The organism is Sinorhizobium sp. B11, from assembly GCA_039725955.1.
GTDB lineage: Bacteria > Pseudomonadota > Alphaproteobacteria > Rhizobiales > Rhizobiaceae > Rhizobium.
In genome coordinates this window covers 466,026-491,514 of the sequence record CP091034.1, presented here as the reverse complement: position 1 = coordinate 491,514, position 25,489 = coordinate 466,026, and the positions used below count along the sequence as shown (strand labels likewise).

Genomic DNA, 25,489 nt, shown 5'->3' with positions numbered 1-25,489 from the left:
CCTGTTCAGCCGCGCAGATTGCCGTAGCGGACCGAATAGATCCGGTCGCGACCGAGCAGATGGGCAATCAGCGAAGCCTTGTCGAAGAGGCCTTTCATCGCCTTGTGGCCAAGGTCGAGGCCACCGCTCATGACGCCGAAGGCTGGCATCAGCAGACGCGCGCCGTCGGTCGCAAAGCAGGGACGGCGGACGGATTTTTCGCGGCGGCGGACGGTGGCCGCCGGATGCAGATGGCCGGCGATCTCGCCCTTCTGCAGACCCTCGCGCGGCTCGTGGCGGAAGGTCAGGCCGGCGTAAAAAAGTTCATCCGAACAGGTGCCGGGCAAGTCGACGGTACCGTCAGGGTCGTGGTTACCGTTGATCCAGATCCATTCGCGGCCGCGGGCCATTTCGACGATCAGGGTGCGGAAGGCATCCGGCAGGTGCTGCGAGCCGACGCGGTCGTGGAAATTGTCACCAAGGGATATGACGAGTTTCGGATCGTAGCGGGAAATGACGGCGGCGAGCACGGTCAGTGTCGCCAGCGTATCGTAGGGCGGCAGCATCATGCCGCGGCGGGCATAGGCTGCGCCTTTTTCCAGATGGAGGTCGGAAACGACGAGAATGCCGGCATCCGGCAGGTAGAGCGCACCAAGCGGATCGCAGACGGCGGCAACACCGTGAATGGCGGTTTCGACGCCCGGTATTGCAGCAAGGCTGATCATGTCGCGCGCGAGCGCCAGGCGGTTCATCACTCTCGTATTCCCAATAATTCAGGCCCGATTTCTCAGGACATGGCCTCGGCGATCAGATCGTCGGCGGCTTCGGCAAGCAGCGCATCATGGGCCTGACCCGGCACCGATTCCCGGCCGATTTCCAGCATGACCGGCACGGCGAGCGGCGAAATATGGTCCAGCGCCCGGTGGGTGATATGGCCCTTGATTCGCCTCAGCATATCGCCAAGGCGGGAAATATCCAAAAGTCCGGTCGAAGCATCCTGCCGTGTTGCCTGCAGCAGGATGTGATCGGGCTCGTGGGTGCGCAGCACATCATAGATCAGATCGGCGGAGACGGTGATCTGCCGGCCGGTCTTTTCCTTGCCCGGATGGCGTCGCTCGATCAAGCCTGCAATCACGGCGCAATTGCGGAAGGTGCGCTTCAGAAGGAAGGATTCGTTCAGCCAGGATTCCAGATCGTCACCCAGCATGTCCTCGTCGAAGAGATCTGAGAGGCTGAGGCGCCCATTGGCGATCATCAGGCCGAGGTCTTCCAGACCCCATATGGCAAGGGAATAATCCGTCGCGACAAAGCCGAGCGGTTTTGCCCCTGCCCTGTCCAGTCGGCGGGTGAGCAGCATGCCGAGCGTCTGGTGCGCAAGCCGGCCCTCGAATGGATAGATGACCATATAGCCGCGGCTGCCGCGCGGGAAGGTTTCGATCAGCAGCTCGTCGCGCTTCGGCAACAGCGATTTTTCCTTCTGCAACGACAGCCAGTCGCGCACCTGATCCGGCAGACGATGCCAGCGGTCGGGATCATCGAGCATCGAGCGGACCTGATCGGCGAGATAGGTCGAAAGCGGGAATTTGCCGCCGGCATAGGAGGGGATTTTCGGATCGAAGGAATAGGCCTGGCTGACCAGCGCCTCGTTTTCCCGGATACCTTCGAAGCGAAGAACCTTGCCTGAGAAGATGAATGTGTCGCCAGGGGCGAGCTGTTCGAGGAAATATTCCTCGACCTTTCCGAGCACGGCGCCGGGACGGCCGAGCCTGCCGCTCTCACCGCGCTTGGCCATGCGGATATTCAGCATCGGATCTTCGACGATGGTGCCGAGGTTTAATCGATATTGCTGGGCGACCTGCGGATTGGAGACGCGCCAACGGCCTTCCTTGGTCTTGCGGATGCGGGCATAGCGCTCATAGGTGCGCAGGGCGTAACCGCCGGTCGCGACGAAATCGACAACGCGCTCGAAGGTCTCCCAGGCAAGATCGGCATAAGGCGAGGCGCTGGTGATCTCGTCATAGAGTTCCAGCATGTCGAAGGGTTCGGCACAGGCCATGCCGAGCACGTGCTGGGCCAGCACATCGAGCCCACCTCGGCCTACGGGCGGCGTATCCTGCGCGCCGATGTAATTCGCATCGAGGGCAGCCTGACACTCCATGACCTCGAAGCGGTTGGCGGGAACGAGGATTGCCTTCGACGGCTCGTCCATGCGGTGATTGGCCCGGCCGATGCGCTGCGCAAGGCGCGAGGCGCCCTTCGGCGCACCGACATGAATGACCAGATCGACATCACCCCAGTCGATGCCGAGGTCGAGGGTCGATGTGGCGACGACGGCCCGCAGCCGATTGGCGGCCATTGCGGCTTCGACCTTGCGGCGCTGCGCAACATCCAGCGAGCCATGGTGGAGCGCGATCGGCAGGTTCTCCTCGTTAACCGTCCAGAGCTCCTGAAAGAGCATCTCGGCCTGCGAGCGGGTATTGACGAAGAGCAGCGTCGTCTGATGGTCGATGAGCTGGCGGTAGACATCCGGGATGGCGTATTTGGCGGCGTGGCCGGACCAAGGGATGCGCTCTTCCGTATCGAGAATGGAAATATCGGGCTTGGCGCCACCTTCGACGAGTACGAGGCCAGCGTGATTCTCCCTGCCCTCCTGCTGCGCCACCAACCATCTCTGCAAATCCAGGGGTTCGGCGACGGTAGCGGAGAGGCCGATGGTCTTCAGATCGGGCGCCAGCCGACGCAGGCGGGCAAGGCCAAGCGAGAGCATATGGCCACGCTTTGACGTGACGAGCGAGTGGAGCTCGTCGAAGATGACGTATTTCAAATCCCCAAAGAAACGCTCGGCTTCGCGGTTTGCAAGCAGCAGCGCCACCTGTTCCGGCGTCGTCAGCAGGATATCCGGCGGGTTCAGCTTCTGGCGCTGGCGCTTGGCGTTCGGCGTATCGCCGGTGCGGTTCTCGATCGAGATCGGCAAGCCCATCTCGGTAACGGGCTTCATGAGATTGCGCTCGATGTCGACAGCCAGCGCCTTCAGCGGCGAGACATAGAGTGTATGGATGCCTGTGAAGGCCGAGCCCGGCGGGATTTTGCCGCGGCGTGTGAGGTCGGTCAGCGACGGAAGAAAGCCGGCGAGCGTTTTGCCGGCGCCGGTTGGCGCGATGAGTAACGTGTTTTCGCCGGCTTCGGCGCGGGCCAGCAATTCAAGCTGATGCGCGCGCGGGCGCCATCCCTTTTCCGCAAACCAGCGGAGGAAGGGTGGGGGCAAGGCAAGGCTGGTTTCGGCATCGATCTGATCCACGGGGCAAATGTAGTTCAAACATCGGCGAATAGAAGCGCTATTGACTCCTTGTCATAATCATGGATAAATTATATCCACGATAGAGGAGATTGGCCATGAAGCTTGGTGACGGCGTCGAACAGGGCATTCATTGCACGGCATTGCTGGCCGGGCTCTCCGAAGGCGGCGTGTTATCGGCTGCGGCCCTTGCCGAATATCACGGTGTCTCCACGAGCTACCTGCTGAAGCATCTGCAGGCGCTTTCAGGGAGCGGAATTCTGGAAACAGTGCCCGGTCCCAAAGGCGGGTATCGACTGGCGAAGAAGCCGGAGGATATTTCGCTGCTCGATATCGTGCTCGCGGTCGAAGGGCCGGCACCGGCCTTCCGCTGTTCGGAGATCCGCCAGCGGGGGCCGAACCCGCTGCCGCAGCGCTATTTCACGAAACCCTGCCAGATCACGGCGGCAATGCTCAGAGCAGAGCGCGCCTATCGCGCCGAACTCGCAAACACAAGTATCGCCGAAATCCTGGCCGAACTTTCCGCAGATGATGACGGCGGGATTGCTGCCAGAGGCTGCGCCTTCATGGAAATGCACGAGAGAAAAGCGGCTCGCTGAGCCGCAACAACAAACCCCAACCCAAGGAGAATACCATGCAAGCACGTTTCAACTTCGGCAAAGCCGCCCCGGATGCCTACAAGGCCGTCGCGGCGCTGGAGCAATATGTCCAGGAATCCGGACTGGATAAGCGCTTCATTCACCTGATCAAGCTTCGCGCCTCGCAGATCAACGGCTGCGCCTATTGCGTCGACATGCATTCGAAGGAAGCGCGCCACCACGGCCTTTCCGAACAGTGGATCAACCTCATGTGCGTATGGCGGGAATCGCCGGTCTATGACGCCCGCGAACGCGCTCTGCTCGCCTGGGTCGATGCGGTGACGAAGATTGCCGAGACCGGTGCACCGGATGCAGATTACGAGGCGCTGAAGGCGCATTTTTCAGAGGAAGAAATGACCAAGATCACGGTTGCGATCGGCACGATCAATATCTGGAACCGGCTTGCCGTTGGCTTCCGCAGCCAGCATCCGATCGATGCGCCGCAGAAGGCAGCCTGATAGATTCTGTCTGTAGGGAATTCATCCTGTGACCGACCCGAAGTATCGGGTCGGTTAACTATTTGGTCACTTGTGACCCGTCATTGCCCGTGCGGCAACGGCTGCAGGCCATTTGCCCGACAGGTCGACGCTGTTGAATATGTCGCGAATGACCTTCGTTATTTCCTCTGCGGAAGAACCCTTGGTGTATTCTTCCTGCATGCGGCGTCTGACAAGCTTTTCCAGATCTGACATAGCTCACCTCATCAATTCCGGCGCGGGGGAAAGTTTCACGCCGGGATCCATCACAGGCAAGTTACGTTTTGTTTATAACGGATTACCAATTTGTAAGGTTGAGTTTCCGGTTAGATCAGCTGGGAGAATGTTATAGCGCGATGTAGCGGTCGGCGCGATGATTGATCGCGACGAAGAGGTTGAGCACGACCGCGCCGAGCACGGAATAGAAGACGACCGGCGGCGTGGTGACGAAGAAGGCGGCTGCCAGCACGCACATGTCGATCGCGAGCTGTACGATGCCGGCGCGAATGCCGAAACGCTCCTGCATATAGATGCCGAGGATGCCGACGCCGCCGAGGCTGGCGCGATGGCGGTAGAGAGCAAGAAGCCCGTAGCCAAGCAGCAGACCACCGAGAAGGGCTGCCCATGCCGGATGGATGGCGGCGATTTCCATGACCTTCGGCTGCAGGCTGGTGAGCAGCGACGTCAGGCCGATGGCGATGAAGGTCTTCATCGTAAAGGCTGTGCCGAGGCGTTTCCACGAGAGGTAGAAGAAGGGCAGGTTGAGCAGGAAGAAGGCGAGGCCGAAGTTCACGCCGAAGGCGTAGTGAAGCAGGAAGGCAACGCCTGCGGTGCTGCCTGTCAGGAGTCCGGCGCTAGCGAGCACATAGAGGCCGAGCGCGGAGACGAGGCTGCCGGAAAATATGCCCTGCACATCCTCGACCGGCGTGTGGCGCGTCGCGGTGGTATTCCAGAAACCGAGGGCACTGATGATCTGGCTCATGTCGCGATCTCCAATAGCGGCTGTTCCGGACCGGCCGGAGGTAGGGGCAATGTAGGGATAGATGCGGCGCGTGCTGCGCTTTTGGAGCGCGTCGCTGTCTCGCGGGATGGCCGGATTATCAGGCCTTGCCCGGTTGTGCGCAAGCGAAATACGTAAGCAATGCTGACCTATTTTAAAATCGCAAGAAATATGCGCTTAAGCCGCCTTGCGCGTAAGGAACAGAATGCCGGATATCGGTTTGCCGCCATCTTTGCGAATGGTGGTTTTGACGATATCGAGAATTTCGAGACCGTGGGCTGACGCCAGTCCCTCGATGTAGGTTTGCGAGTGGGCATAACGCAGCGACGGCGCCAGGCTGAAGCCGTCGCCCTCGCCGCCATCCTCGACCGAAAAGACGATGTCAGCACCTGTTGCGGCGAGGTCATCGACGATCGCAAAGACGCTTTCGAGATTGCCGAGATACATCAGCACATCGGCGGCCGTGACGAGATCGGCACGGTGCCGCGCGCCATCGGAGAAGATGCCGGAAGCTTCAGGCGCCAGCGACAGGTCCGCCTGGGCAAGATGATCATAGACCTGTTTTTCGGCAGCCTTCGCGAGCATGTTCTGCGACAGGTCGAAGCCCTCAAGGCTGACCACATGGGAACGGATCTCAGGGCCGAGCAGGCCCGTGCCACAGCCGAGATCGACGGCAAGCTGGTAGTGCCTGCCGGTGGATGCGACGAGGGCGGCAAGCTTCTGCGGGACGGAATAGTCCAGCTTCTCCACCAGCGATGTTTCGAAGCGATCGGCATAATCGTCGAAAAGGCGTTCGACGTAGCGGCTCGACGGCTGGGCCGGTGTCTCCGCATCACCAAGCAGCGCGAGCTTAAGGCCCGCGCCGAAAATATCGTCGGGATCAAGCTCCAGCGTGCGGCGATAGGCTTCGATGGCGGCCTCCGTCTTGCCCGCCTTCTCGTGATAGGTGGCGAGGCGATACCAGCCGGCGGCCCAGGCCGGAGCAAGTTCCAGCGCCTGCTCCATCAGCTCGGCCGCCGCTTCCGCTTCGCCGCCCTCGTCGAGCATCTTCGCATAGTCGGCACGGCGGTCGGCGATGACGTCGCCGGAAGAAAGCTGGCTTGGCTGCATGATCGGACCCTTTGGCTGGCGGCATTTGGCTGCGGCCACAAAAAAACTCAAGTCCTATTTCAGAGGCGGTGCTGCCTTGGCGGAAAAGGCTTGCGGCCGGTCCGCCGTGACCGTATCTCAAGGCAAACAGGAGATGGCGCATGTCCGATCAGGTAAACAGATTCCTCGGCGATTCCATTGGCCGCACGATCATCAAGCTTCTGGTGGTCTCGCTGATCGTCGGCTTCGTCATGGCCATATTCGGGCTTACCCCTTGGGAGCTCATCTACAATTTCCGCGATTTCGTGGTGCATCTGTGGCGGCAGGGTTTTTCGGCGCTCGGACGCGTCGGCGACTATCTGATGCTGGGTGCGACCATCGTCATCCCGATCTTCATCATCATCCGTCTTTTCAGCTATCGCAAATAACATGAGCTCAATCATCCTTTCACGCCGCGGCATTCTTCAGCTTTCGGGCCTCGCACTGGCCGCCGGCATTGCCGGCTGCACGACCACGCCGAAAATGGCGAGCACTCCATCCGACGGCGTCGATCAGACCGCTTCGGCGCTGCCGCTCGTCAACCAGCTGCGCGCCAAGAACGGCCTGCCGCCGCTCAGCGTCGATCCGCATGCAAGTGCCGCCGCGATCTTCCAGGCCAAGCGCATGGCAAGTGCGGGCAAGATGAAGCATCTGATGGGCATGACGGACAGTTTCGGCGCCCGCGTGAAGGCGAGCGGCGTTTCCCTTCCGGCCGCCGAAAACATCGCAGCGGGCCAGCAGAGCGTCGATGCGGTCGTCACTGCCTGGATCAATTCCCCCCACCATCTGGAAAATATGCTCGGACGCTATAGCGGTCTCGGTGTTGCCGTTGCACATAATACGTCTTCGAAGAATCTGCCCTATTGGGCGATGGTGCTTTCCAACTGAGGCGACACCGCCTCTCTCCCCAAGAGGCGGATATGGATACAGGCGGCAGCAGAAATATATCGGCCTTCGACGTGACGCACCGGCTGGTGCTGTCGATCGCCATTCCGATGACGCTCGGTTTCATGACCACGCCGCTGCTCGGCATCACCAATACTGCCGTCGTTGGCCACATGGGCGATCCGGAAGCGCTGGCGGGGCTTGCCATCGGTGCCATGCTGTTCGACCTCATCATGGGCAGCTTCAACTTCCTGCGGGCGTCCACGACCGGATTGACGGCGCAAGCGCTCGGGCGACGTGATCAACACGAGCAGCAGGCCGTCTTCTGGCGAGCGATGGTCTCCGCACTCGGCTCCGGCCTGGCGCTTCTGGTGCTGTCGCCGCTGCTGATTGTTGTCGGGCTGAAGCTGATGGGGGCGGAAGGCCGGATTGCCGAGGCAACCAGCACCTATTTCTCGATCCGCATCCTCGCGGCCCCGGCAGCCCTTGCCAATTACGCGCTGCTCGGCTTCGTGCTTGGCCGCGGACAAGGCCGGACGGGACTGCTGCTGCAGGCGGTGATCAACGGCATCAACATCCTGCTCTCCATCTATCTCGGCCTGTCGCTCGATTGGGGTGTTTCGGGTGTCGCCTGGGGCACGATGGCGGGCGAAACGGTGGGCGCGCTTGCCGGTCTCTTCATCGTGCTGCGCAGCTTCGATCGGGCACATCGGCCAAATCGGATGGAGATCTTTTCGCGCAGCAAGCTTGCCGAGCTTTTCGCGCTGAACCGCGATATCCTGATCCGCACCTTCGTGCTGATCGGCTCCTTTGCGATCATGACCCGCATCGGCACCAGCTTCGGGGCCATCACCCTTGCAGCCAATGCGGTGCTGATGAATTTCTTCCTCTTGTCGGGCTATTATCTCGACGGTCTTGCCAATGCCGCCGAACAGATCACCGGGCGGGCGATCGGAGCGCAATATAAGCCCGCCTTCGATCGTGGCCTGAAGCTCACGACGCTCTGGTCCTTCGGGCTTGCGGCAATCATTTCCGCCTTCTTCTATTTTGCCGGTCCTGCCCTCATCTCCGGACTGACGAGTTCGCCGGAAGTACAGGCAGCCGCCGAGACCTACCTGCCCTGGGCGGCGGTGACGGGACTGACAGGCGCACTCGCCTTCCTGATGGATGGCGTCTTCATCGGCGCGACATGGTCCGTCGACATGCGCAACCGCATGCTGATGTCCTTTGCGGGCTATCTTGCCATGCTTGCCGTCTTCGTGCCGCTCTTCGGCAATCACGGCCTGTGGCTGGCGATGAATGCCTTCCTGCTGTTTCGCGGTTTCTTCCTGGTCGTGCTGGTCAAGCCGCGCGCGGCTCAGACCTTTCGCGCTGCCCAGTAGTCGAGCCTGCTATCCCTGAGATCGCGGATCGAGGCGACCTTTTCGCGGTCGAGCAGCTTTGAGAGGCCGCGTACAACGGTGCCGGGCAGGCCCGGACCTTCATAAACCATGCAGGAATAGAGCTGCACGAGATCGGCCCCTGCCCTGACCTTTTCCAGCGCAGTCTCGGCAGAAGAGACGCCGCCGACGCCGATGATCGGCAGAGCGGGACCGACGCGCTTGCGCATCCTGGCGAGTACGGCCGTCGATTTTTCGAACAGCGGCGCGCCGGAAAGGCCACCGGTCTCCTTCGCCTGGACCTGATCCTTCAGGCCGTCGCGCGAGAGCGTCGTGTTAGAAACGATGAGACCATCGAGTGCATGTGACAGCGCCTCTGCAGCAATGTCATCCATGCCTTCTTCTGTGAGATCGGGGGCGATCTTCAGGAAGACCGGGATTTTCCGTCCGGCCTTTTCCGCTTCCTCGTCACGCGCCGTCAAAACAGCCGACAGAAGGGCCGCGAGGCTTTCGCGCGCCTGCAGGTCGCGCAGGCCCGGCGTGTTGGGCGAAGAAATATTGGCGGTGAAATAGCGGGCGACCGAATAGAAGCGGCGGATTCCGGCAACATAGTCGGCAATGCGGTCCTCGCTATCCTTGTTGGCACCGATATTGACGCCAACGACACCGGCGCAACTGATCTGCTGAAGGCGGCGGAAAGCTGCATCATGGCCCTCATTATTGAAGCCGAGGCGGTTGATGACCGCATCGTCTTCCACCAGACGGAAGATGCGCGGGCGCGGATTGCCTGATTGCGGCTTCGGGGTGACGGTGCCGATTTCGGTAAAGCCGAAGCCGAGCTTCAAGAGCGCTTCCGGCACCTCGGCATTCTTGTCATAACCCGCCGCCATGCCGAGCGGATTGGGAAAATCGAGCCCGGCGACGGTCTGGCGCAGGCGCGGGTCCGGCGCAATGCGACAGGCGGGCACGACGCCTGACTTCAGCGCCGCAATCGACATGCCATGCGCGGTCTCCGGATCGAAGAGGAAGAGGCCGCGGCGGGCGATGCGCTTGAAGGGGTCGATCACGCTGAGAGCTCCGGAAAGATGTGAAGGCCGGCATTATCGAGCGGCAGGGCGGCCTCCCAGAGCACGGCCGAAAGCGACAGGTCGGCATAGAGATGCGGGAAGAGCGCGCCGCCGCGTGAGGGTTCGAAGACCAGCTTGTCGCCAAAACCGCTCCCATCGATCGCGACGAGGACGAGACCGGCCTGGCCGGCGAAATGCAGGGCCGCGGTCTGCCTGACCTGGTCCGCGGTCGAGAAATGGATGAAGCCATCCTTGATATCAATGCCGGCGCCATGAAAAATGCCGGTTTGTCTGGCCTCCTTCCAGAGTGCCTCCGGCACGATCTTGTAAAGGGTCGGTGTCGCGGTCATGATGATCCCGTTGGCTGGCCTTGTTAATGAGGGCTTTGCCCCAAAGAGACGGCGATGTCCACGCCTGCGGGCGCAAAAACGGACGGGTATCACGCTTTGCGGAGGATGAGACGATGAAGGCATTTGCAGTACTGCTTGCCGCCGGTCTTCTGCCATGTGCGGCACTGGCGGCCGAGCCGGATACCGCCCGCTTCCAGCTCGAACGCAGCGGCGACCATTTCGTGCGCCTCGACAGGCAGACGGGGGCGATGTCGCTCTGCACCGAGAAGGATGGTGCCCTGGTCTGCCGCATGGCCGCCGATGAACGCGCGGCTTACGAGGACGAACTCGATCGGCTCGCTGATCGCGTAAGCGCGCTGGAAAGGAATTCAGGCGCCCGGCCCGCCTTGCCGACGGATGCGGAAGTCGACCGATCGATCGGCATCATGGAGCGGATGATGCGCAGTTTCATGGGTATAGTTCGGGAATTCCGGGCGGAAGACGAGGCCAATCCTCTTCCGCAGCGGAGTTGATCTGGTTATATTCATATAAGTAGGGAGTCATGTTCGCGCGGGGGAGCCGGACAGGGCTGACGGGATCGAGCTCTTGGGAGGGAGTTTTCGATGCAGGAACAGACCATCATCATCGCTGACGATCACCCGCTTTTCCGCGACGCGTTGCGGCAGGCGGTGACCGGGATGGACGGACACCAGGCAATCGTCGAAGCCGGTGATTTTGCTGCTGCGCGAACAGCGGCATCGGAGCATCCCGATGCGGACCTGATGCTGCTCGATCTTGCCATGCCAGGGGTCAGTGGTTTTTCCGGCCTAATGGCGCTGCGCTCCGAATTCATCAGCCTGCCGATCGTCATCATATCCGCGACCGACGACACCACGACAATCCGCCGGGCGCTGGAACTTGGCGCTTCCGGCTTCATTTCGAAATCTTCAGGCATCGAGGATATCCGCCGCGGCATCCTGACAGTGCTCGCGGGCGACATTGCGACACCCGAGAGCTATCGCGACGGACAGGAACAGGACCCCGATGTCGCCGACCTCATCCATCGCCTGCACACGCTGACACCGCAGCAGAGCCGGGTGCTGACCATGCTCGGCGAAGGCCTTTTGAACAAGCAGATCGCCTACGAGCTCGGCGTTTCCGAAGCAACGATCAAGGCACATGTCTCGGCAATCCTGCTGAAGCTCAATGTCGACAGCCGCACGCAGGCGGTCATCCAGCTCGGCAAGATCAACATGGCCATGGTCGCCTAAAGCGTGTCGCGATCTTCGGACTCGCTTGCCACGCTTCAGGCTTTTGTTTTCGCATGTTCGTTATCGCAAAACCGCTGCGCACTTTTGCGCGACATGCTTTAGCCTGCGACAGACGAGACAGGATTTTATTCCTCATTTTCGCTTTACTCGGAGAAATGCCTCGGTTAATCTGCCGGCGATAGAAAGCGGCCGGATGGACCGCGGAACCGGACGCATATGCTGTCACATGACCAGATCTGGGGAGCGATCGACAGGCTTGCCGAACGGCATGACCTGACGCCGTCTGGTCTTGCGCGGCGAGCGGGTCTCGATCCGACCTCCTTCAACAAATCCAAGCGGCTATCGGCAGACGGGCGCCTGCGCTGGCCTTCGACGGAATCCATCGCGAAGGTGCTGGAGGCGACGGGGGCGAGCATGGAGCAGTTCCTCGGCTTCATGCGGCCGGCGGGGGCTGCGGCCGCAAGCCTGCCGGAGGGAATTTTTGCCTCACAGGGGAACTCATTTCCGCTGCTCGGCTTTGCACAGGCGGGCGCCGGCGGCTTTTTCGACGATGGCGGCTTTCCTGCCGGCCAGGGCTGGGATGTTGTGGAATTCCCGGCCGGCCCCTCGCAGAAGGCCGGCGTCTATGCGCTCGAGATACAGGGCGAAAGCATGATGCCGCTCTACCGCGACGGCGATGTGCTGATCGTGGAGCCCGGCGCGCAAGTGCGCCGCAACGACCGTGTCGTCGTCAAGACACGCGAGGGCGAGGTCATGGCCAAGGTGCTTCTGCGGCAGAGCCCGCGCTCCATCGAACTTTTGTCGCTCAATCCTGAACATCCCAACCGGACGATCGAGCTTTCCGACGTCGAATGGATTGCCCGTATCATCTGGGCCAGCCAATAGGAAAATAATCATGCGCCCTGCAGCCTTGATCACAGGTATCGCGGGGATGGCGGTCGTGGTCGGCCTGCTCTTGGCCGGGCAAGCGCGGCTCAATGGCGGCGGGGGGCTGGCATCTGACGCCGATGCCGGAAATGTCGCCGCAGCGCTGCCCGATGCGACCGCCGATGTGGCAAAGCCGCCTGCATCGCTCACGGATGAAGATGCCGAATTGATCGCCCGGGCAACGGAGCCTGCGCCAACCGAACCGGCAGCGGCTCCATCCGAAACCCCAGCAAGAGCTTCCTCCGAGAATGCGCCAGCGGGGGCAACCGCGCAAAGCGCTCCAGCGCCGACGGAGACGCCATCACCTATCCCTGCCGGAAAGGACAGCGTGGAACTGCTGCGACCGACGGTGGAGAGCGCCGGTATTCTCTCCTTCGGTAAACGCAGGCTGCAGATTGCCAATATCATCGAGACGCCCGCCGACAAGAGCTGCGGCTCGGATGGCAAGCAGTGGCCGTGCGGCATGATGGCGAAGACGGCGCTGCGGCTCTACCTACGCAACCGCACGATCGATTGCGACCTGCCTTCCGACGCATGGGAGGACATGGCAAGTGCTGCCTGCCGGCTGGGGCAGCAGGATATCGGCACGTGGCTGGTTGAAAACGGCTGGGTGGAGGCGCAGTCGGGTTCACCGCTTGCTGCTGCCGGCGAAAAGGCAAAGCAGGCAAAACAGGGCATTCACGGCGAGGATCCGCGCCGCAGGCCGGCGGCTGCAGTCCGGCCCGAAACCGCCGCTCCCTTGTAATAGAGACCGCCAATTCCTAATCTCCGCTCATCGAAGAGGGAATCAGACATGAACAAGCCGCTTTCCGCCCATGACGCGCTGATCTATGTGATGGTGATGGCATCCGCCGTCGACAGCACCATGAACGACCGGGAAATGGAGAGGATCGGTCAGCTCATCGGTTTCCTGCCGGTTTTCCGCGATTTCGACGACGACAATCTGATTTCCATCGCCCGCGATTGCGCCTCGCTGCTCGCCGGCCCTGAAGGGCTGGATGTGGTACTGGAAACCGTTCGCGATACACTGCCTGCCCGTCTCTATGACACGGCCTATGCACTGGCAGTCGAAGTCGCCTCGGCCGACCTTTCCGTCAAGGCAGAAGAACTGCGGCTGCTCAGCCTGCTGCGCGACCGTCTCGGCCTCGACAAGCTGACCTGTGCCGCCATCGAGCGCAGCGCGATCGCCCGCTTCCGCAAGGGCTAAAGCTTTCTGCTTTTTAACGCAATTCCGGACGCAAAACCGCTGCACACTTTGCTGGAATTGCTCTAGTAGAGCCCGTAAGGGAAATAGCGCAGATAGATTTCCTGCAGGCGGCCATTGCGCGAGAGCGTTGCGAGCGCATGGTCGATTGCTGCCGTCAGCACGCTGTCGTTCTGGCGCAGCATGATCGTCATTCCCTCGCCCAGGAAATGCTCGGACATATAGGGTCCGTCGAACAGAGCGCAGCATTTGTCCGAAGCTGACGAAGCGACCCAGAAGGAAAGCTGCAGTGCATCGGCAAAGGCAGCATCGATCTTGCGCTCCTTCAAGGCCGTCAGCAGCGCTTCCTTGTTGTCGAAGGGCTGAGCCTTGATGGCGGGGAAGAAGGCAGCGAGCATCGCCTCATGCACGGTGCCCTTGACGACGCCGACGGAGTGGCCGGCGAGGCCGGTGGCCGTCGTTCCGGTCACGGACGCGGTCGTGTTGCGGACGAAGCGGGCCGGCAGCATCAGATAAGGGCGGGAGAAGAGAAACTCGCGGCGCAACTCGGGCGTGACGGCAAGGCCGGCAATGACGGCGTCACCCTGTAGGCCGGCGAGCGCCTTCTGCAGGTCGGCAAAGGGCAGCGCCTGGATCTGGCACTTATCGGCGATCTCCAGCTCGGTGCAGATCTCGCGGGCGAGATCGACGTTGAAGCCGGCGAGCTTGCCGTTCTGGTCGGTGAAATTGAAAGGCGGGAAGTCCACCGAGGTCAGGAAGCGCAGGCGCACGAGCGAGGAAAGGTCAGGCTTTGCCAACCGTTCGCGGGAATCGAAGAGCAGAGGCACGGACAGGCCCGGTTGCTGCGCAAAAGCGGAAAAAACCGACAGCACGACAGCCGAAAAAAGGCAGAGGATGAAAATCCCTGCGCGAGCCATAAACGCCGGTTTAGATTGCACCATTATGACCTGCCTCGAGATTACATGCGGGTTTGCCGCTTCCCCGAGCTGTAACAGAATCATCCTTTGTGGGGAATATGGCCGAGCCGTTCTGCCAGCTGCTAGAGGCGTAAACAGAAGGTCTGTTCTGCCTTCAAAGCTGACTATTCAAGAGCGCCATCCAATACAGGTCACTCCGGCATTCTGCGCGGAGCGGTTTTGCGATCTCGGCGACGAGGGCGGCCCGCCCCCCTGAAATTAACAGCAATCGCATGCCCTCGTTAGCGCGGAATTAAGCAATATCCGGTCTTATTTGGCGCGACGACACCGACCTCACCGGCCGACCGCATGATGCGCATGTCGAACCTCTCAAGGTATCTCCCGCCACCGAAATACCGAAGAATTGTTCTGCAACAAATGATTTCAAAAGCGCCGGGTTCGCAACACACCCGGCCAATCGGGTGACATTCCATGCTGAAACATCTGAAAATCCGTACAAAAGTCATATCGGTCGTGGCGCTCCTGGGGCTGATCACCATGGCCGGACTGGTCTATGTCATGTCGGAGTTCCGCCAGGCGGACGCGACCTACAGCGCCTTCATCGATCATGAGGCGCTGGCCTCGATGCAGAGCGCTCGCGCGAGCGCATCGGTCGTCGCCTCGGTGCTGCAAGTGAGCCTGCTTGCCGACATGAAGCCCGATACGCCAGCATTCCAAACGGCACTCGCCACTCCGAGCAAGCTGCCGCAGGCACGCGACCGCATGAAGCAGGCGCTGGAGCTTGTGCCCAGCCGCAAGGCCGCGATCGATGAAATCCAGGCTGGTATCGATGAAATCGAAACGCTGGCGAACAAGATCATCGAACAGAGCAAGGCCAAGGACAGCGCCGGCGCCCTGGCAAATGTCGCTCTGATCAACGCCAAGCTCAACGCATTGACGCCGAAGATGATCGCCAACAACGATGCGATGATGACAATGCTCAACGACGGCGGGGACGCGCTTTCGGCTTCCGTCAATGAGCGGATCTTCTTCTGCTTCATTCTAATCGGCATTGCGGTTCTTGCAGCCGTCGGCATCAGCGTGGCCGTGGCGCAGATCGGTATCGCCGGCCCGATGATGCAGCTTCGCCTGCGCATGACGCGGCTTGCCGAAGGCGATACCGCAAGCGACATCAGCGGGCTCGACCGCGGCGACGAGGTCGGCCAGATGGCCAAGGCCGTCTCGATCTTCCGCGACAACGCGATCGAACGCGCCCAGATCGAGGCACGCGCCGAAGCCGACCGCAGCCTCGGCGACAACGAGCGCCGGGAACGCGAAGCGCAGAGAGCTGCGGAAGCCGCCGATCTCGAGCGCGCGGTCAACGCGCTCGGAGACGGCCTGCGCCGACTCTCTGCCGGCGATGTCGCATCGCATATCGAAAGGCCTTTCGTCGCGCATCTCGACGCGCTGCGCCAGGACTTCAACAATTCGATCGAGAAGCTCAACGAGACCCTGCACACGGTCGGCTCCAATGCCCGCGCGATCAGCGCCGGCGCTAACGAGATCCGGTCGTCTGCCGACGAGCTCTCGAAGCGCACCGAACAGCAAGCCGCCTCAGTCGAAGAAACGGCAGCAGCGCTCGAAGAGATCACCACGACGGTAAGGGACGCGGCAAAGCGGGCCGAAGAGGCAAGCCAGCTCGTCGCCCGCACCCGCCTCGGTGCCGAAAAATCCGGCGACGTCGTCCGCAAGGCGGTCGCCGCCATGCAGCAAATCGAGCAATCCTCCGTCGAGATCGGCAATATCATCGGTGTTATCGACGATATCGCCTTCCAGACGAACCTGCTGGCACTGAATGCCGGTGTTGAAGCAGCGCGCGCCGGTGAGGCCGGCAAGGGCTTTGCGGTCGTCGCACAAGAGGTGCGTGAACTCGCACAGCGTTCGGCAAACGCCGCCAAGGAAATCAAAGCGCTGATCACCACGTCAGGCACGCATGTGCAGACCGGCGTCAGCCTTGTCGGCGAAACGGGCAAGGCGCTCGACGCAATCGTCCACGAGGTGCAGGAAATCAACCAGCACGTCCACGCGATTGCAGAAGCAGCCCGCGAGCAATCGACCGGCCTGCAGGAGATCAACACAGCCGTCAACACCATGGACCAGGGCACGCAGCAGAATGCCGCCATGGTCGAGGAATCCACTGCAGCCAGCCATGGCCTTGCCACGGAAGCGGCGGCACTCAACAATCTGCTCGGCCAGTTCCGCCTGACGGGCACCGGCGGCTTCGTTGCAAGCGCGTCGATCCCGACGGCACCGGCCGCGCCACGCGCCGCCACACGCCCAGCCGCCAGAGCGCCGGTCCGCGTTGCCGAAAGCACGACACGCCCGAAGGCTTCGCCTGCCCGCGCGCTCGGCCAGAAGCTCGCCAGCGCCTTCGGCGTGAGCAATGCCGCTGCCCCGTCCAGCAGCCAGGAAGCCGACTGGACAGAGTTCTGAGCAAGCGACAGATTGAATGAGGATGGGCGGCTTCGGCCGCCCATTTTCGTTACAAGTCTCTGTTCAGACTGGTGGACGCCAGCCGACTTCGACAAGAATGTTACCGGGCGCGGTGCAATAGAAGAGCCAGCCGCCGCGAATGGCGGCAGGCGGCCCTGATACAGCGGCGCCGTCCACTGCCAGGCGGCCATGAAGCACATCGACATCCGACCTTTCAGCAAGAATAAAGCCGATATGATAGGTTTGTCGCTGCAGTTCGACCTGATCGGCACCGCCGAATTTTGGCAACGGGCGACTGAGAACGACCTCCGTGCCTTGGTCGTCGTAGAGGATCGCCCGGCCGATCCGTTCGCTCATCTCCCGCAATTCGAGAGCGAAATACCGCAGGAAGAAATCCGTCGTAGCGGCAATATCGGGCACGTAGAAATCAAGATGGTTCAAACGCATGATTGTCTCCTTTGAGAATAAATCCCGGAGGAGTGCGTCTTCCAACGCTCCGCATGCCGCCGGGACCCCGCATTCGCATGCGGGCCACGTCGCGGGTTCTCGTGTGAAACACGGAGCAGAGCTTCCCATGATGGGAGGGACCGGGCTTACCTTATCCGGTCCTGCCTTTTTCGACATTGCCGCTCTAGCAGATCGGCCCAAGAGCGGCAACATCGCCGGGCGAGTCACTTTCGCCAAGCAGCAGGCTGTTGGTCGTAAGCCTCTTCCCGAAGGGTTGAAGACACCGGTGCCGTTTGTGTCGTGAGCTTTCGGCGATTTGAGGTAGAATGGCGCCGTGCTGCGGAAAGAAAGGCATCCAACATGAAACTGATCGCACTTGGCCTGATCAGCGCCCTGGCGCTCGCCGGCTGCACCACTGTCGAGTATAACGGTCCCGGCCTCGAACCCATTCCCGGCAGCATCACCTATAGCGGTCAGCCGCGTTCGAAGCTTACCAAGTCGCCAATCGGCTCGACCTTCCCGCACGATTTCATCGACCAGTACGGCCGGCAGGTCGAGGAAACCTATATCATTCGCCCGGATCGCTCGCTTGCGATCGCGCATCGTCGATATCGGCCAATCACAATTTTCGGAAGAGATTGAGGAGGGAAGCTGGAGCGGGTGAAGGGAATCGAACCCTCGTATTCAGCTTGGGAAGCTGCTGCTCTACCATTGAGCTACACCCGCCAACCGCTTGAGACTTCCAACAGATGGCCGCCGCTGTCAAGTCGCGGCGTCACCGCATATCAGATGCGGAAATGCTTCGAGAGCTTCAGGCCCTGGGCCTGATAGTTGGAGCCAAGACCCGAGCCGTAGAGGCTCGAGGGCTGTTCCTGCATGTGTTCGTAGATCAGGCGGCCGACGATCTGGCCGTCTTCGAGGATGAAGGGCACTTCGTGGCTGCGCACTTCGAGCACCGCGCGGCTGCCGCGTCCGCCTGCCGGAGCGTGGCCGAAGCCCGGATCGAAGAAGCCGGCATAGTGGACGCGGAATTCGCCGACGAGTGGGTCGAAGGGCGTCATTTCCGCCGCGTAGTGCGGGGGAACGTGTACGGCCTCGCGCGAGACCAGGATATAGAATTCATCGGGATCGAGGATCAGTTCGTTGCGGCCGCGGCTGTAGAGCGGCTCCCAGAAATCGTAGATATCGTGCTGGGCCTTCTTGTCGACATCGACGACGGCGGTGTGATGTTTGCCGCGGTAGCCGATCAGGCCGTCCTTGTCGCCCGTCAGGTCGATCGACAACGCGATGCCGCCGCCGGAAATGTTCGGCTGCTTGGCTGCGACCAGGGTTTCCGATTCATGCAGTTTCAGAAGGTCCGGCTCACCGAGTACCGATTGGCCGACGCGGAAGCGGATCTGCGAGAGACGCGAGCCGCGGCGCACGACGATCGGGAAGGTGCGCGGGCTAATTTCGAGATAGAGCGGCCCGGAATAGCCTGATGGGATCTTGTCGAATTCCTGCGCGTAATCGGTGATGACACGCGTGAAGATATCAAGGCGACCGGTCGAGCTCTTCGGATTGGCCGAGGCAGACATATTGGCCGGCAGATCGAGATGTTCCATCAGCGGCACGATATAGACGCAGCCGGTTTCCAGTACCGCGCCCTCGCTGAGGTCGATGACGTGCAGGCTCAGCCGATCGAGCTTGTCGGAAACGAGATGGGACGGGCCAGGCATGAAGCTGGCGCGCACCCGGAAAGCCTTGGCGCCCAGCCGCAGATCCAAGCTTGCCGGCTGGATCTGGTCGCGATCCAGCTCGCGTTCGCTTTGAAGGCGCCCGGTTTCAAACAGCGCGGCAATTGCGCGGTCAGCCAAAATTCCAGTTTCGCGAGCCATCATGCTCCATCCATATACTCGCGGAGACAAAACCAAAGTCGGGGAATTGACGCAAGCTTAGAACGGCAGTATTGCAAATTTATCCCGTGGTGATTTGGCCGGTCGGCTTGCAGCCACGTTAAACAAGTGGCTAAAAAGACCGGGTTGAAAACCGGTCTGCATTTGCGGCCGGTTTTTTTGTTGTTTGAAAGTGGTGATGGCATGAGCAAGACCTGGCGCCCAGCAACCCAACTCGTCCACGGCGGAACGCTCCGTTCGCAGTATGGCGAGACTTCAGAGGCAATCTATCTCACGCAGGGTTTCGTCTACGATACGTCCGAAGCAGCCGAAGCGCGCTTCAAGGGCGAGACGGACGGTTTCATCTATGCGCGATACGGCAGCCCCACCAATGACATGTTCGAAAAGCGCATGTGCATGCTGGAAGGCGCTGAAGACGCCCGCGCCACCGCTTCCGGCATGGCCGCTGTTACTGCTGCCATCCTCTGCCAGCTGAAGGCCGGCGATCATATCGTTGCTGCGCGCGCCCTCTTCGGCTCCTGCCGCTGGGTAGTTGAGACGCTTGCGCCGAAATACGGGATCGACTGCACGCTGATCGACGGTCGCGACCTCGAAAACTGGGAAAAGGCTATTACCCCAAAGACCAAGGTCTTCTTCCTGGAAAGCCCGACCAATCCGACGCTGGAAGTTGTCGACATCGCAGGTGTCGCCAAGCTCGCCAACCAGATCGGCGCAAAGGTCGTGGTCGACAACGTGTTTGCAACGCCGCTCTTCCAGAAGCCGCTGGAGCTCGGCGCCCATATCGTCGTCTATTCCGCGACCAAGCACATCGACGGCCAGGGCCGCTGCCTCGGCGGCGTCGTTCTCTCCGACAAGGAATGGATCGACGAGAACCTGCACGACTATTTCCGCCATACCGGCCCGGCCATGTCGCCGTTCAATGCGTGGACACTCCTGAAGGGCATCGAGACGCTGCCGCTCCGCGTCAAGCAGCAGACCCAGAATGCCGCGAAGATCGCCGATTTCCTCGCCGATCAGGGCAAGGTCGCCAAGGTCATCTATCCCGGCCGCAAGGACCATCCACAGGCCGATATCATCGCCAAGCAGATGTCGGGCGGCTCGACACTCGTCTGCTTCGAGCTGAAGGGTGGCAAGGAAGCTGCCTTCGCGCTGCAGAACGCGCTTGATATCGTCAAGATCTCCAACAATCTCGGGGACTCCAAGAGCCTGATCACGCATCCGGCCACGACCACGCACAAGAACCTGACGGACGAGGCTCGCGCCGAACTCGGCATCTCGCCGGGCACGGTACGCCTCTCGGCCGGTATCGAGGACACGGACGATCTCATCGAAGATTTCGCCCGCGCGCTGGCCAAGGTTTCGGCCTGACATCAAGGCACGGCCGCCGGCAAACGCCGCGGCCGTCGCATTTGCCTTGAAATTAACACTGAGAGTTAGGCTTAATGAACGAAAGGCGGCCCAACTGAAGGTAGTGAGGCCGCGATCACTGTACCGTTTCTTGACGGAAGAGGCCTCGTATAAGATACGGGTAACGTATCCTGACTAAGGTGTAAGGCATGTACCGCGCCCTCACACGAGATATCGAAGTCGTTGTCGAGCCGTTTTATCTGGAGGAGCAATCCGATCCGGAAGACGATCGCTATGTCTGGGGTTATCGTGTGGTGATCAGCAACAACTCCGATATCGCCGTCCGTCTCGTCAACCGCTACTGGAACATTACCGACCAGAACGGGCAGATCGACGAGGTCAGCGGCCCCGGCGTCGTCGGCGAGCAGCCGCGGTTGCAGCCGGGCGATACCTATGAATATTCCTCCGGCTGCCCGCTGGATACGCCATCCGGCCTGATGTTTGGCCACTACCAGATGGAGACGGACGAAGGCGAGATGTTCGATGTCGACATACCCGCCTTCTCGCTCGATTCACCCGGCCTGCTCAGGGTGCTGAACTAAAGCGTAGCCTCGCTGTTCGCGACGATGCGTCAATCTTGAGCTTTCAGTCGTCAATCTCTGTTAAAGTTCAAACGGATCCGAGGCGGTCTGAGCATCCGGTTTTGCATCGAATGGATCCTTTGATTGTGGCGGTTTCGGCTGTTTGGCCAGGACAGCGTCAACGGCCTTCTGACAGGCGATCATCTCATCAATAGCCTTGACGGAGTTTTTCAGACTAAGGGCGACTATTCGCTTGCCGTTAAAATCGGCGCGAAAACCCAACTTGACGGCAAACTCGCTAACCAAGTTAGTATCTTTAAAATCAATGCGTAGTCCCTTTTCACCGTTAAAGACCACAGCGCTTGCATCGACAGTCCATTTGGAGCGGTCCAGATAGAGTTCGATCGGGTATTGCTTGCCTTCCTCCAACGATTTCCAATTGTCATTGACCATCAGAATATAAAAGGGATGGTCCTTATCGAGGAAATTGAAGCCAAGACGGAAAAGTGTACGATCCTCAAAGGCCGTCGCAACAAAGCAGGCGCTGCCCAAAGTCAGGTCGGCAGCCACCGTCCAGCCGCCGACTTCTTTCCATAGCATTGTCTCGTCACTGGCGAAGCTCGTTTGCGGCACCGCAGCTATCAGCGCGAGAAGCAAACACAACAGCTTCATTGGCACCCATCCCGTTTTCATAGCCCAACCAATGAAACGCATAGGCACACAGTGACTACCAAAAGTCGAGTCACTGTGCTGCACCATCGCCTGTTTATTGCTTCTCGTCTCTTCCAGTCAGGAAGACTAGATAAGCTGAGGCGTCAGTTCCTGCACCGGGAAGCGATAGGTCGTGGAGCAAAATTCGCAGGTCACCGCGATCTCGCCGTTTTCCTGGCTCGCCTCGATTTCCTCCGCGCTGAATCCCTTCAGCACGCCGCCGATCTTTTCGCGCGAACAGCTGCAACGATCGAAGACCGCCCGCGGATCGTAGACACGCACGCCGCGTTCGTGGAAGAGGCGGAAGAGCAGGCGTTCCGTGCCGACCTGCGGATCGGTCAGTTCATCGGCATCGACCGTTTCAACGAGCGAGCGGGCCTCCGTCCAGGCATCATCCTCAACGTGGGCGCGCGTAGCCGTGTCGCCATCGCCGCCATGAAGATCGGGCTGGCGCATACGCTCCGGCGCTTCCGGCAGGAACTGGGCGACGAGGCCCCCTGCCCGCCAGCGGTGACGCGGCTTACCGTTTTCGTCGCGGTCGAAGAGTTCGGCAGCGGCAAGGCGCACACGTGTCGGGATCTGTTCCGACTGGCGGAAATAGACACCGGCAATGTCTTCCAGCGAAGTACCGTCAAGCGCGACGATGCCCTGATAGGGCTGGCTGAACTTGCCTTGGTCGATGGTGAAGGCGAGCACGCCCTTGCCGAGCAGCTGTTCCGGCTCCGTTTCGCCTGCCGCAATCGCCTTGTCGAGCAAGGCCTGATCGAAGCGGGCGTAGGCCCGGACATTCTCCGGCGTCGAAAAATCGGCGACCAGTAGATCGACGGGACCGTCGCTTTTGGTCTGGACCGTGAATTTGCCCTCGAACTTCAGCGAGGTGCCGAGCAGCACCGTGAGCACCACCACTTCCGCCAGAAGGCGGGCGACGGGCATGGGATAGTGATGGCGCTCGAGGATCGAATCCAGCATCGGGCCGAGCTGGACGGCGCGACCGCGCACATCCAGCCCTTCCACCTGGAAGGGGACGACATGATCATCGCCGGCGAAATCGAACTCGCCGAGGGCGGCGGCAGCTTCTGCCATGGCTTTCACTCCTGTTTTGTCAGAGCAGCCGGCTAGCGCACCGGCTGCTTGCGCAGCCGCGAGTTTTGGACTCGCGACATCCGATTATGGTTCAGATCGCGCCCAGGCACCAAGCAAGAATCGACTTCTGCGCATGAAGACGGTTTTCCGCCTCATCGAAGACCACGGACTGCGGGCCATCGATCACCTCATCCGTTACCTCCTCGCCGCGGTGGGCGGGAAGGCAATGCATGAACAATGCATCTTTGCCGGCCTGCGCCATCAAATGCGCATTGACCTGATAAGGCTGGAAGACATTGTGACCACGGGCCCGATGTTCCTGATTCATGGAGACCCAGGTATCGGTCACCACGCAATCGACGCCGGCGACCGCACGGTCAGCATCATGGTAAAGCATGATTTCGGCGCCCTCATTGCGGGCCCAGTTCAGATAGTGATCCTTCGGCTCGGAACCAAGGGGTACGGCCATGTTCATGCGGTAGCCGAAACGGGCAGCCCCTTCCACGAGGGAATGCAGCACGTTGTTGCCGTCGCCGGTCCAGGCGATCGTCTTGCCCTTGATCGGGCCGCGATGCTCTTCGAAGGTCATGATATCGGCCATGATCTGGCAGGGATGGGTGTCATCGGTCAGAGCGTTGATGACGGGCACCGTTGCATGCTCGGCAAGCTCCAGCATCCGGCTGTGCTCGGTCGTGCGGATCATGATGGCATCGACATAGCGCGACAGGACCTTGGCCGTGTCGCCGATGGTCTCGGCGCGGCCGAGCTGCATTTCAGTACCCGACAGGAACAGCGTCTCGCCGCCGAGCTGGCGCATGCCGACGTCGAAGGAGACGCGGGTGCGGGTCGACGGTTTCTCGAAGATCATGGCCAGCATCTTGCCGGCGAGCGGCTTGTCGGCGGAACCGGCCTTGAATGCCTGCTTTCGCACCTTGGCATCGTCCATGATGGTTCTGAGGTCGGATGCGGTGACTGCGGAGAGATCGAGAAAGTGTTTGGGGGAAGCCATTGTTCGTTACCTGCTACGCCCGCCAGCGGGCGGGGCAATGTCCTATCAAGCGGTCTTCTTGACCTTGGCGGCACGGATGCTTTCGGCAGCGCGTTCGAGACGGGAAAGCCCCTCGCGCGCCTCCTCGGCGGTTACGACCAGCGGCGGCAGCAGGCGGATGACATTGTCGCCCGCCGGGATCGCCAGAAGGTGTGCTGCGCGAATTTCCTTCAGCAGTTCTGCCGAGGGGATGGCAGCCTTGACGCCGAGCAGTAGACCTTCGCCCCTGATATCTTCGATCACATCGGGATAACGATCCTTGAGCGAGGCAAGGCCCTGACGGAAGACGAGGGTCACATCTCGCACGTGCTGCAGGAAGCCCTCGGCCAGGATGACATCGAGGACCGCGTTGCCGACGGCCATGGCCAGCGGATTGCCGCCATAGGTCGAACCATGCGTGCCGGCCTTCATGCCCGAGGCTGCTTCTGCGGTCGCAAGGCAGGCGCCGAGCGGGAAGCCGCCGCCGATGCCCTTGGCAACAGCCATGATATCGGGCGTGACACCCGACCATTCATGGGCGAAGAGCTTGCCGGTGCGGCCGACGCCGGTCTGAACTTCATCGAGAATGAGGAGCAGGCCATGCTCATCGCAGAGCTGGCGGAGCGCCTTCATGAATTCAGGCGTCACCGGGCGCACGCCACCTTCACCCTGCACGGGTTCGATAAGGATGCCGGCCGTCTTGTCGGTAATCGCGGCACGTACCGCCTCGACATCGCCGAAAGGAACCTGGTCGAAACCGGGGGTCTTGGGGCCGAAACCTTCGAGATATTTCTCCTGGCCGCCGGCAGCGATCGTCGCCAGCGTGCGACCGTGGAAGGCGCCTTCGAAGGTGATGATATGGAAACGCTCGGGATGACCCTTGGAGAACTGGTAGCGGCGCGCTGTCTTGATGGCGCATTCGAGCGCCTCGGCGCCGGAATTGGTGAAGAACACCTTGTCGGCGAAGGTGGCCTCGGTCAGGCGGTTGGCAAGCTTCTCCTGGCCGGGGATCTCATAGACGTTGGAGAGGTGCCAGACCTTGTCGGCCTGATCCTTGAGAGCGGCCACGACATGCGGATTGCCGTGTCCGACAGAGGTAACGGCAACGCCCGCGCCAAAATCCAGATATCGCTCGCCGGTTTCGGTGATCAGCCATACGCCTTCACCTCGCTCGAACCGCAGCGGGGCACGAGAATAGGTGTCATAAAGCGGCGAGGCTTCAGCCATGGCGCGATCTCCTTCAATCAGGCTCAGAGGCAACGGACTCCGGCTAAGAAAACCAGGTCCGAAAAATTAAAAATGCCGCCTTTCGGCGGCCTGAAGCACTATTTACTTTTCGCACTGCAATGTCAACAAAACTGAGGATTTAGCGCATGCGTCAAGCCTGCAATCCGCATTACAGGTCTATCAACAGCTAATGTTGCAGAAATG

28 protein-coding genes, 1 tRNA gene and 1 riboswitch are annotated in these 25,489 nt (G+C 60.8%); of the genes, 14 read left to right on the top strand and 15 right to left on the bottom strand.

Going from position 1 to position 25,489, the window contains the following annotated elements:
- Window positions 1-5: 5 nt before the first annotated feature.
- Together pdeM and LVY75_12195 are read right to left on the bottom strand one after the other, a co-directional pair.
- Window positions 6-731, bottom strand: a complete 726-nt coding sequence (gene pdeM, locus LVY75_12200) for a ligase-associated DNA damage response endonuclease PdeM (GenBank protein XAZ25705.1) — start codon at window positions 729-731, stop codon at window positions 6-8.
- A 35-nt stretch (window positions 732-766) separates the two neighbouring features.
- Window positions 767-3,277 carry a ligase-associated DNA damage response DEXH box helicase gene (locus LVY75_12195; protein XAZ23983.1) on the bottom strand — a complete coding sequence of 837 codons (2,511 nt, stop codon included), beginning with the start codon at window positions 3,275-3,277 and terminating at the stop codon, window positions 767-769.
- Between the two features lie 95 nt (window positions 3,278-3,372).
- On the opposite strand from LVY75_12195, the gene LVY75_12190 reads away from it, so the two are divergent.
- Entirely contained in the window at window positions 3,373-3,873 is a 501-nt protein-coding gene (locus LVY75_12190) for an Rrf2 family transcriptional regulator (protein ID XAZ23982.1), read from the top strand.
- A 35-nt stretch (window positions 3,874-3,908) separates the two neighbouring features.
- On the top strand, window positions 3,909-4,370 hold the full coding sequence (locus LVY75_12185; GenBank protein XAZ23981.1) for a carboxymuconolactone decarboxylase family protein: 462 nt from the start codon (window positions 3,909-3,911) through the stop codon (window positions 4,368-4,370).
- 66 nt (window positions 4,371-4,436) lie between these two features.
- On the opposite strand, the gene LVY75_12180 is transcribed toward LVY75_12185, so the two are convergent.
- The 3 genes from LVY75_12180 to LVY75_12170 all read right to left on the bottom strand — a co-directional run bounded on the left by LVY75_12180 (window position 4,437) and on the right by LVY75_12170 (window position 6,498).
- Window positions 4,437-4,604, bottom strand: coding sequence for a hypothetical protein (locus LVY75_12180; GenBank protein ID XAZ25888.1), 168 nt, complete (start codon window positions 4,602-4,604; stop codon window positions 4,437-4,439).
- A gap of 130 nt (window positions 4,605-4,734) precedes the next feature.
- A complete protein-coding gene (locus tag LVY75_12175; protein ID XAZ23980.1) occupies window positions 4,735-5,370 on the bottom strand; it encodes a YitT family protein in 636 nt (211 codons plus the stop codon).
- A 195-nt stretch (window positions 5,371-5,565) separates the two neighbouring features.
- Window positions 5,566-6,498: a tetratricopeptide repeat protein gene (locus tag LVY75_12170; GenBank protein ID XAZ23979.1), complete on the bottom strand. Its 933-nt coding sequence runs from the start codon at window positions 6,496-6,498 to the stop codon at window positions 5,566-5,568.
- A 140-nt stretch (window positions 6,499-6,638) separates the two neighbouring features.
- Here LVY75_12170 and LVY75_12165 point away from each other — a divergent pair, with 140 nt between their 5' ends.
- From LVY75_12165 to LVY75_12155, 3 genes are read left to right on the top strand one after another with little or no spacing between them, the layout of a single operon-like run.
- Window positions 6,639-6,905 (top strand): DUF6460 domain-containing protein, encoded by a 267-nt coding sequence (locus tag LVY75_12165; protein ID XAZ23978.1) that lies wholly within the window; start codon window positions 6,639-6,641, stop codon window positions 6,903-6,905.
- A gap of 1 nt (window position 6,906) precedes the next feature.
- Window positions 6,907-7,404 (top strand): CAP domain-containing protein, encoded by a 498-nt coding sequence (locus tag LVY75_12160; protein XAZ23977.1) that lies wholly within the window; start codon window positions 6,907-6,909, stop codon window positions 7,402-7,404.
- A 32-nt stretch (window positions 7,405-7,436) separates the two neighbouring features.
- Window positions 7,437-8,783 (top strand): MATE family efflux transporter, encoded by a 1,347-nt coding sequence (locus tag LVY75_12155; GenBank protein ID XAZ23976.1) that lies wholly within the window; start codon window positions 7,437-7,439, stop codon window positions 8,781-8,783.
- Here LVY75_12155 and LVY75_12150 read toward each other — a convergent pair.
- Together LVY75_12150 and LVY75_12145 are read right to left on the bottom strand one after the other, a co-directional pair.
- A complete protein-coding gene (locus LVY75_12150) occupies window positions 8,759-9,847 on the bottom strand; it encodes a quinone-dependent dihydroorotate dehydrogenase (GenBank protein XAZ23975.1) in 1,089 nt (362 codons plus the stop codon). The two genes, LVY75_12155 and LVY75_12150, sit on opposite strands and share 25 nt — an antisense overlap.
- Entirely contained in the window at window positions 9,844-10,197 is a 354-nt protein-coding gene (locus LVY75_12145) for a DUF952 domain-containing protein (protein XAZ23974.1), read from the bottom strand. The genes LVY75_12150 and LVY75_12145 overlap by 4 nt, the downstream gene beginning before the upstream one ends.
- A gap of 113 nt (window positions 10,198-10,310) precedes the next feature.
- On the opposite strand from LVY75_12145, the gene LVY75_12140 reads away from it, so the two are divergent.
- The 5 genes from LVY75_12140 (at window position 10,311) to LVY75_12120 (ending at window position 13,581) form a co-directional block, all read left to right on the top strand.
- The gene (locus tag LVY75_12140) at window positions 10,311-10,709 is read left to right on the top strand and encodes a hypothetical protein (GenBank protein XAZ23973.1); all 399 of its coding nucleotides are present in this window, start codon (window positions 10,311-10,313) and stop codon (window positions 10,707-10,709) included.
- A gap of 90 nt (window positions 10,710-10,799) precedes the next feature.
- Window positions 10,800-11,447, top strand: coding sequence for a response regulator transcription factor (locus LVY75_12135; GenBank protein XAZ23972.1), 648 nt, complete (start codon window positions 10,800-10,802; stop codon window positions 11,445-11,447).
- A 216-nt stretch (window positions 11,448-11,663) separates the two neighbouring features.
- Entirely contained in the window at window positions 11,664-12,332 is a 669-nt protein-coding gene (locus LVY75_12130; GenBank protein ID XAZ23971.1) for a helix-turn-helix transcriptional regulator, read from the top strand.
- A 10-nt stretch (window positions 12,333-12,342) separates the two neighbouring features.
- Window positions 12,343-13,119: a thermonuclease family protein gene (locus LVY75_12125; protein ID XAZ23970.1), complete on the top strand. Its 777-nt coding sequence runs from the start codon at window positions 12,343-12,345 to the stop codon at window positions 13,117-13,119.
- Window positions 13,120-13,167: 48 nt separating this feature from the next.
- The gene (locus LVY75_12120) at window positions 13,168-13,581 is read left to right on the top strand and encodes a tellurite resistance TerB family protein (protein XAZ23969.1); all 414 of its coding nucleotides are present in this window, start codon (window positions 13,168-13,170) and stop codon (window positions 13,579-13,581) included.
- A gap of 62 nt (window positions 13,582-13,643) precedes the next feature.
- Here LVY75_12120 and LVY75_12115 read toward each other — a convergent pair whose 3' ends face one another.
- The gene (locus LVY75_12115) at window positions 13,644-14,519 is read right to left on the bottom strand and encodes a transporter substrate-binding domain-containing protein (protein XAZ23968.1); all 876 of its coding nucleotides are present in this window, start codon (window positions 14,517-14,519) and stop codon (window positions 13,644-13,646) included.
- Between the two features lie 447 nt (window positions 14,520-14,966).
- Here LVY75_12115 and LVY75_12110 point away from each other — a divergent pair, with 447 nt between their 5' ends.
- Window positions 14,967-16,967: a methyl-accepting chemotaxis protein gene (locus LVY75_12110; protein ID XAZ23967.1), complete on the top strand. Its 2,001-nt coding sequence runs from the start codon at window positions 14,967-14,969 to the stop codon at window positions 16,965-16,967.
- A 63-nt stretch (window positions 16,968-17,030) separates the two neighbouring features.
- Here LVY75_12110 and LVY75_12105 read toward each other — a convergent pair whose 3' ends face one another.
- A complete protein-coding gene (locus LVY75_12105) occupies window positions 17,031-17,414 on the bottom strand; it encodes a VOC family protein (protein XAZ23966.1) in 384 nt (127 codons plus the stop codon).
- Between the two features lie 360 nt (window positions 17,415-17,774).
- Between LVY75_12105 and LVY75_12100 the strand changes: the two genes are divergently transcribed.
- Window positions 17,775-18,056, top strand: a complete 282-nt coding sequence (locus tag LVY75_12100) for a hypothetical protein (protein XAZ23965.1) — start codon at window positions 17,775-17,777, stop codon at window positions 18,054-18,056.
- Between the two features lie 10 nt (window positions 18,057-18,066).
- Here the strand turns inward: LVY75_12100 and LVY75_12095 are convergent.
- Both LVY75_12095 and LVY75_12090 read right to left on the bottom strand, forming a co-directional pair.
- Window positions 18,067-18,140: transfer RNA gene (locus tag LVY75_12095), tRNA-Gly, on the bottom strand.
- Between the two features lie 59 nt (window positions 18,141-18,199).
- Entirely contained in the window at window positions 18,200-19,294 is a 1,095-nt protein-coding gene (locus tag LVY75_12090; GenBank protein XAZ23964.1) for a 2'-deoxycytidine 5'-triphosphate deaminase, read from the bottom strand.
- 73 nt (window positions 19,295-19,367) lie between these two features.
- Window positions 19,368-19,446, top strand: a riboswitch (SAM riboswitch).
- Between the two features lie 46 nt (window positions 19,447-19,492).
- Between LVY75_12090 and LVY75_12085 the strand changes: the two genes are divergently transcribed.
- Complete coding sequence (locus LVY75_12085; GenBank protein XAZ23963.1) at window positions 19,493-20,677, top strand: O-succinylhomoserine sulfhydrylase; 1,185 nt, start codon at window positions 19,493-19,495, stop codon at window positions 20,675-20,677.
- A gap of 188 nt (window positions 20,678-20,865) precedes the next feature.
- A complete protein-coding gene (gene apaG, locus LVY75_12080; GenBank protein XAZ23962.1) occupies window positions 20,866-21,258 on the top strand; it encodes a Co2+/Mg2+ efflux protein ApaG in 393 nt (130 codons plus the stop codon).
- Window positions 21,259-21,318: 60 nt separating this feature from the next.
- On the opposite strand, the gene LVY75_12075 is transcribed toward apaG, so the two are convergent.
- From LVY75_12075 to LVY75_12060, 4 genes are all read right to left on the bottom strand, one after another.
- Window positions 21,319-21,909, bottom strand: coding sequence for a hypothetical protein (locus LVY75_12075; GenBank protein XAZ23961.1), 591 nt, complete (start codon window positions 21,907-21,909; stop codon window positions 21,319-21,321).
- A gap of 126 nt (window positions 21,910-22,035) precedes the next feature.
- Entirely contained in the window at window positions 22,036-23,031 is a 996-nt protein-coding gene (locus tag LVY75_12070; GenBank protein ID XAZ23960.1) for an Hsp33 family molecular chaperone, read from the bottom strand.
- Window positions 23,032-23,122: 91 nt separating this feature from the next.
- A complete protein-coding gene (argF, locus tag LVY75_12065) occupies window positions 23,123-24,040 on the bottom strand; it encodes an ornithine carbamoyltransferase (protein ID XAZ23959.1) in 918 nt (305 codons plus the stop codon).
- Window positions 24,041-24,085: 45 nt separating this feature from the next.
- The gene (locus LVY75_12060; GenBank protein ID XAZ23958.1) at window positions 24,086-25,285 is read right to left on the bottom strand and encodes an aspartate aminotransferase family protein; all 1,200 of its coding nucleotides are present in this window, start codon (window positions 25,283-25,285) and stop codon (window positions 24,086-24,088) included.
- Between the last annotated feature and the right edge of the window lie 204 nt (window positions 25,286-25,489).

What these genes read in the sequence shown, in the direction of transcription:
- LVY75_12110 (XAZ23967.1), top strand. Translation starts at nt 14,967, where the DNA reads ATGCTGAAACATCTGAAAATCCGTACAAAAGTCATATCGGTCGTGGCG.
- LVY75_12120 (XAZ23969.1), top strand. Translation starts at nt 13,168, where the DNA reads ATGAACAAGCCGCTTTCCGCCCATGACGCGCTGATCTATGTGATGGTG.
- LVY75_12130 (XAZ23971.1), top strand. Translation starts at nt 11,664, where the DNA reads ATGCTGTCACATGACCAGATCTGGGGAGCGATCGACAGGCTTGCCGAA.
- LVY75_12185 (XAZ23981.1), top strand. Translation starts at nt 3,909, where the DNA reads ATGCAAGCACGTTTCAACTTCGGCAAAGCCGCCCCGGATGCCTACAAG.
- LVY75_12190 (XAZ23982.1), top strand. Translation starts at nt 3,373, where the DNA reads ATGAAGCTTGGTGACGGCGTCGAACAGGGCATTCATTGCACGGCATTG.
- LVY75_12140 (XAZ23973.1), top strand. Translation starts at nt 10,311, where the DNA reads ATGAAGGCATTTGCAGTACTGCTTGCCGCCGGTCTTCTGCCATGTGCG.
- LVY75_12125 (XAZ23970.1), top strand. Translation starts at nt 12,343, where the DNA reads ATGCGCCCTGCAGCCTTGATCACAGGTATCGCGGGGATGGCGGTCGTG.
- LVY75_12060 (XAZ23958.1), bottom strand. Translation starts at nt 25,285, where the DNA reads ATGGCTGAAGCCTCGCCGCTTTATGACACCTATTCTCGTGCCCCGCTG.
- LVY75_12115 (XAZ23968.1), bottom strand. Translation starts at nt 14,519, where the DNA reads ATGGTGCAATCTAAACCGGCGTTTATGGCTCGCGCAGGGATTTTCATC.
- LVY75_12070 (XAZ23960.1), bottom strand. Translation starts at nt 23,031, where the DNA reads ATGGCAGAAGCTGCCGCCGCCCTCGGCGAGTTCGATTTCGCCGGCGAT.
- LVY75_12175 (XAZ23980.1), bottom strand. Translation starts at nt 5,370, where the DNA reads ATGAGCCAGATCATCAGTGCCCTCGGTTTCTGGAATACCACCGCGACG.
- pdeM (XAZ25705.1), bottom strand. Translation starts at nt 731, where the DNA reads ATGAACCGCCTGGCGCTCGCGCGCGACATGATCAGCCTTGCTGCAATA.
- argF (XAZ23959.1), bottom strand. Translation starts at nt 24,040, where the DNA reads ATGGCTTCCCCCAAACACTTTCTCGATCTCTCCGCAGTCACCGCATCC.
- LVY75_12145 (XAZ23974.1), bottom strand. Translation starts at nt 10,197, where the DNA reads ATGACCGCGACACCGACCCTTTACAAGATCGTGCCGGAGGCACTCTGG.
- LVY75_12165 (XAZ23978.1), top strand. Translation starts at nt 6,639, where the DNA reads ATGTCCGATCAGGTAAACAGATTCCTCGGCGATTCCATTGGCCGCACG.
- apaG (XAZ23962.1), top strand. Translation starts at nt 20,866, where the DNA reads ATGTACCGCGCCCTCACACGAGATATCGAAGTCGTTGTCGAGCCGTTT.
- LVY75_12075 (XAZ23961.1), bottom strand. Translation starts at nt 21,909, where the DNA reads ATGAAGCTGTTGTGTTTGCTTCTCGCGCTGATAGCTGCGGTGCCGCAA.
- LVY75_12090 (XAZ23964.1), bottom strand. Translation starts at nt 19,294, where the DNA reads ATGATGGCTCGCGAAACTGGAATTTTGGCTGACCGCGCAATTGCCGCG.
- LVY75_12100 (XAZ23965.1), top strand. Translation starts at nt 17,775, where the DNA reads ATGAAACTGATCGCACTTGGCCTGATCAGCGCCCTGGCGCTCGCCGGC.
- LVY75_12160 (XAZ23977.1), top strand. Translation starts at nt 6,907, where the DNA reads ATGAGCTCAATCATCCTTTCACGCCGCGGCATTCTTCAGCTTTCGGGC.
- LVY75_12085 (XAZ23963.1), top strand. Translation starts at nt 19,493, where the DNA reads ATGAGCAAGACCTGGCGCCCAGCAACCCAACTCGTCCACGGCGGAACG.
- LVY75_12135 (XAZ23972.1), top strand. Translation starts at nt 10,800, where the DNA reads ATGCAGGAACAGACCATCATCATCGCTGACGATCACCCGCTTTTCCGC.
- LVY75_12170 (XAZ23979.1), bottom strand. Translation starts at nt 6,498, where the DNA reads ATGCAGCCAAGCCAGCTTTCTTCCGGCGACGTCATCGCCGACCGCCGT.
- LVY75_12105 (XAZ23966.1), bottom strand. Translation starts at nt 17,414, where the DNA reads ATGCGTTTGAACCATCTTGATTTCTACGTGCCCGATATTGCCGCTACG.
- LVY75_12155 (XAZ23976.1), top strand. Translation starts at nt 7,437, where the DNA reads ATGGATACAGGCGGCAGCAGAAATATATCGGCCTTCGACGTGACGCAC.
- LVY75_12180 (XAZ25888.1), bottom strand. Translation starts at nt 4,604, where the DNA reads ATGTCAGATCTGGAAAAGCTTGTCAGACGCCGCATGCAGGAAGAATAC.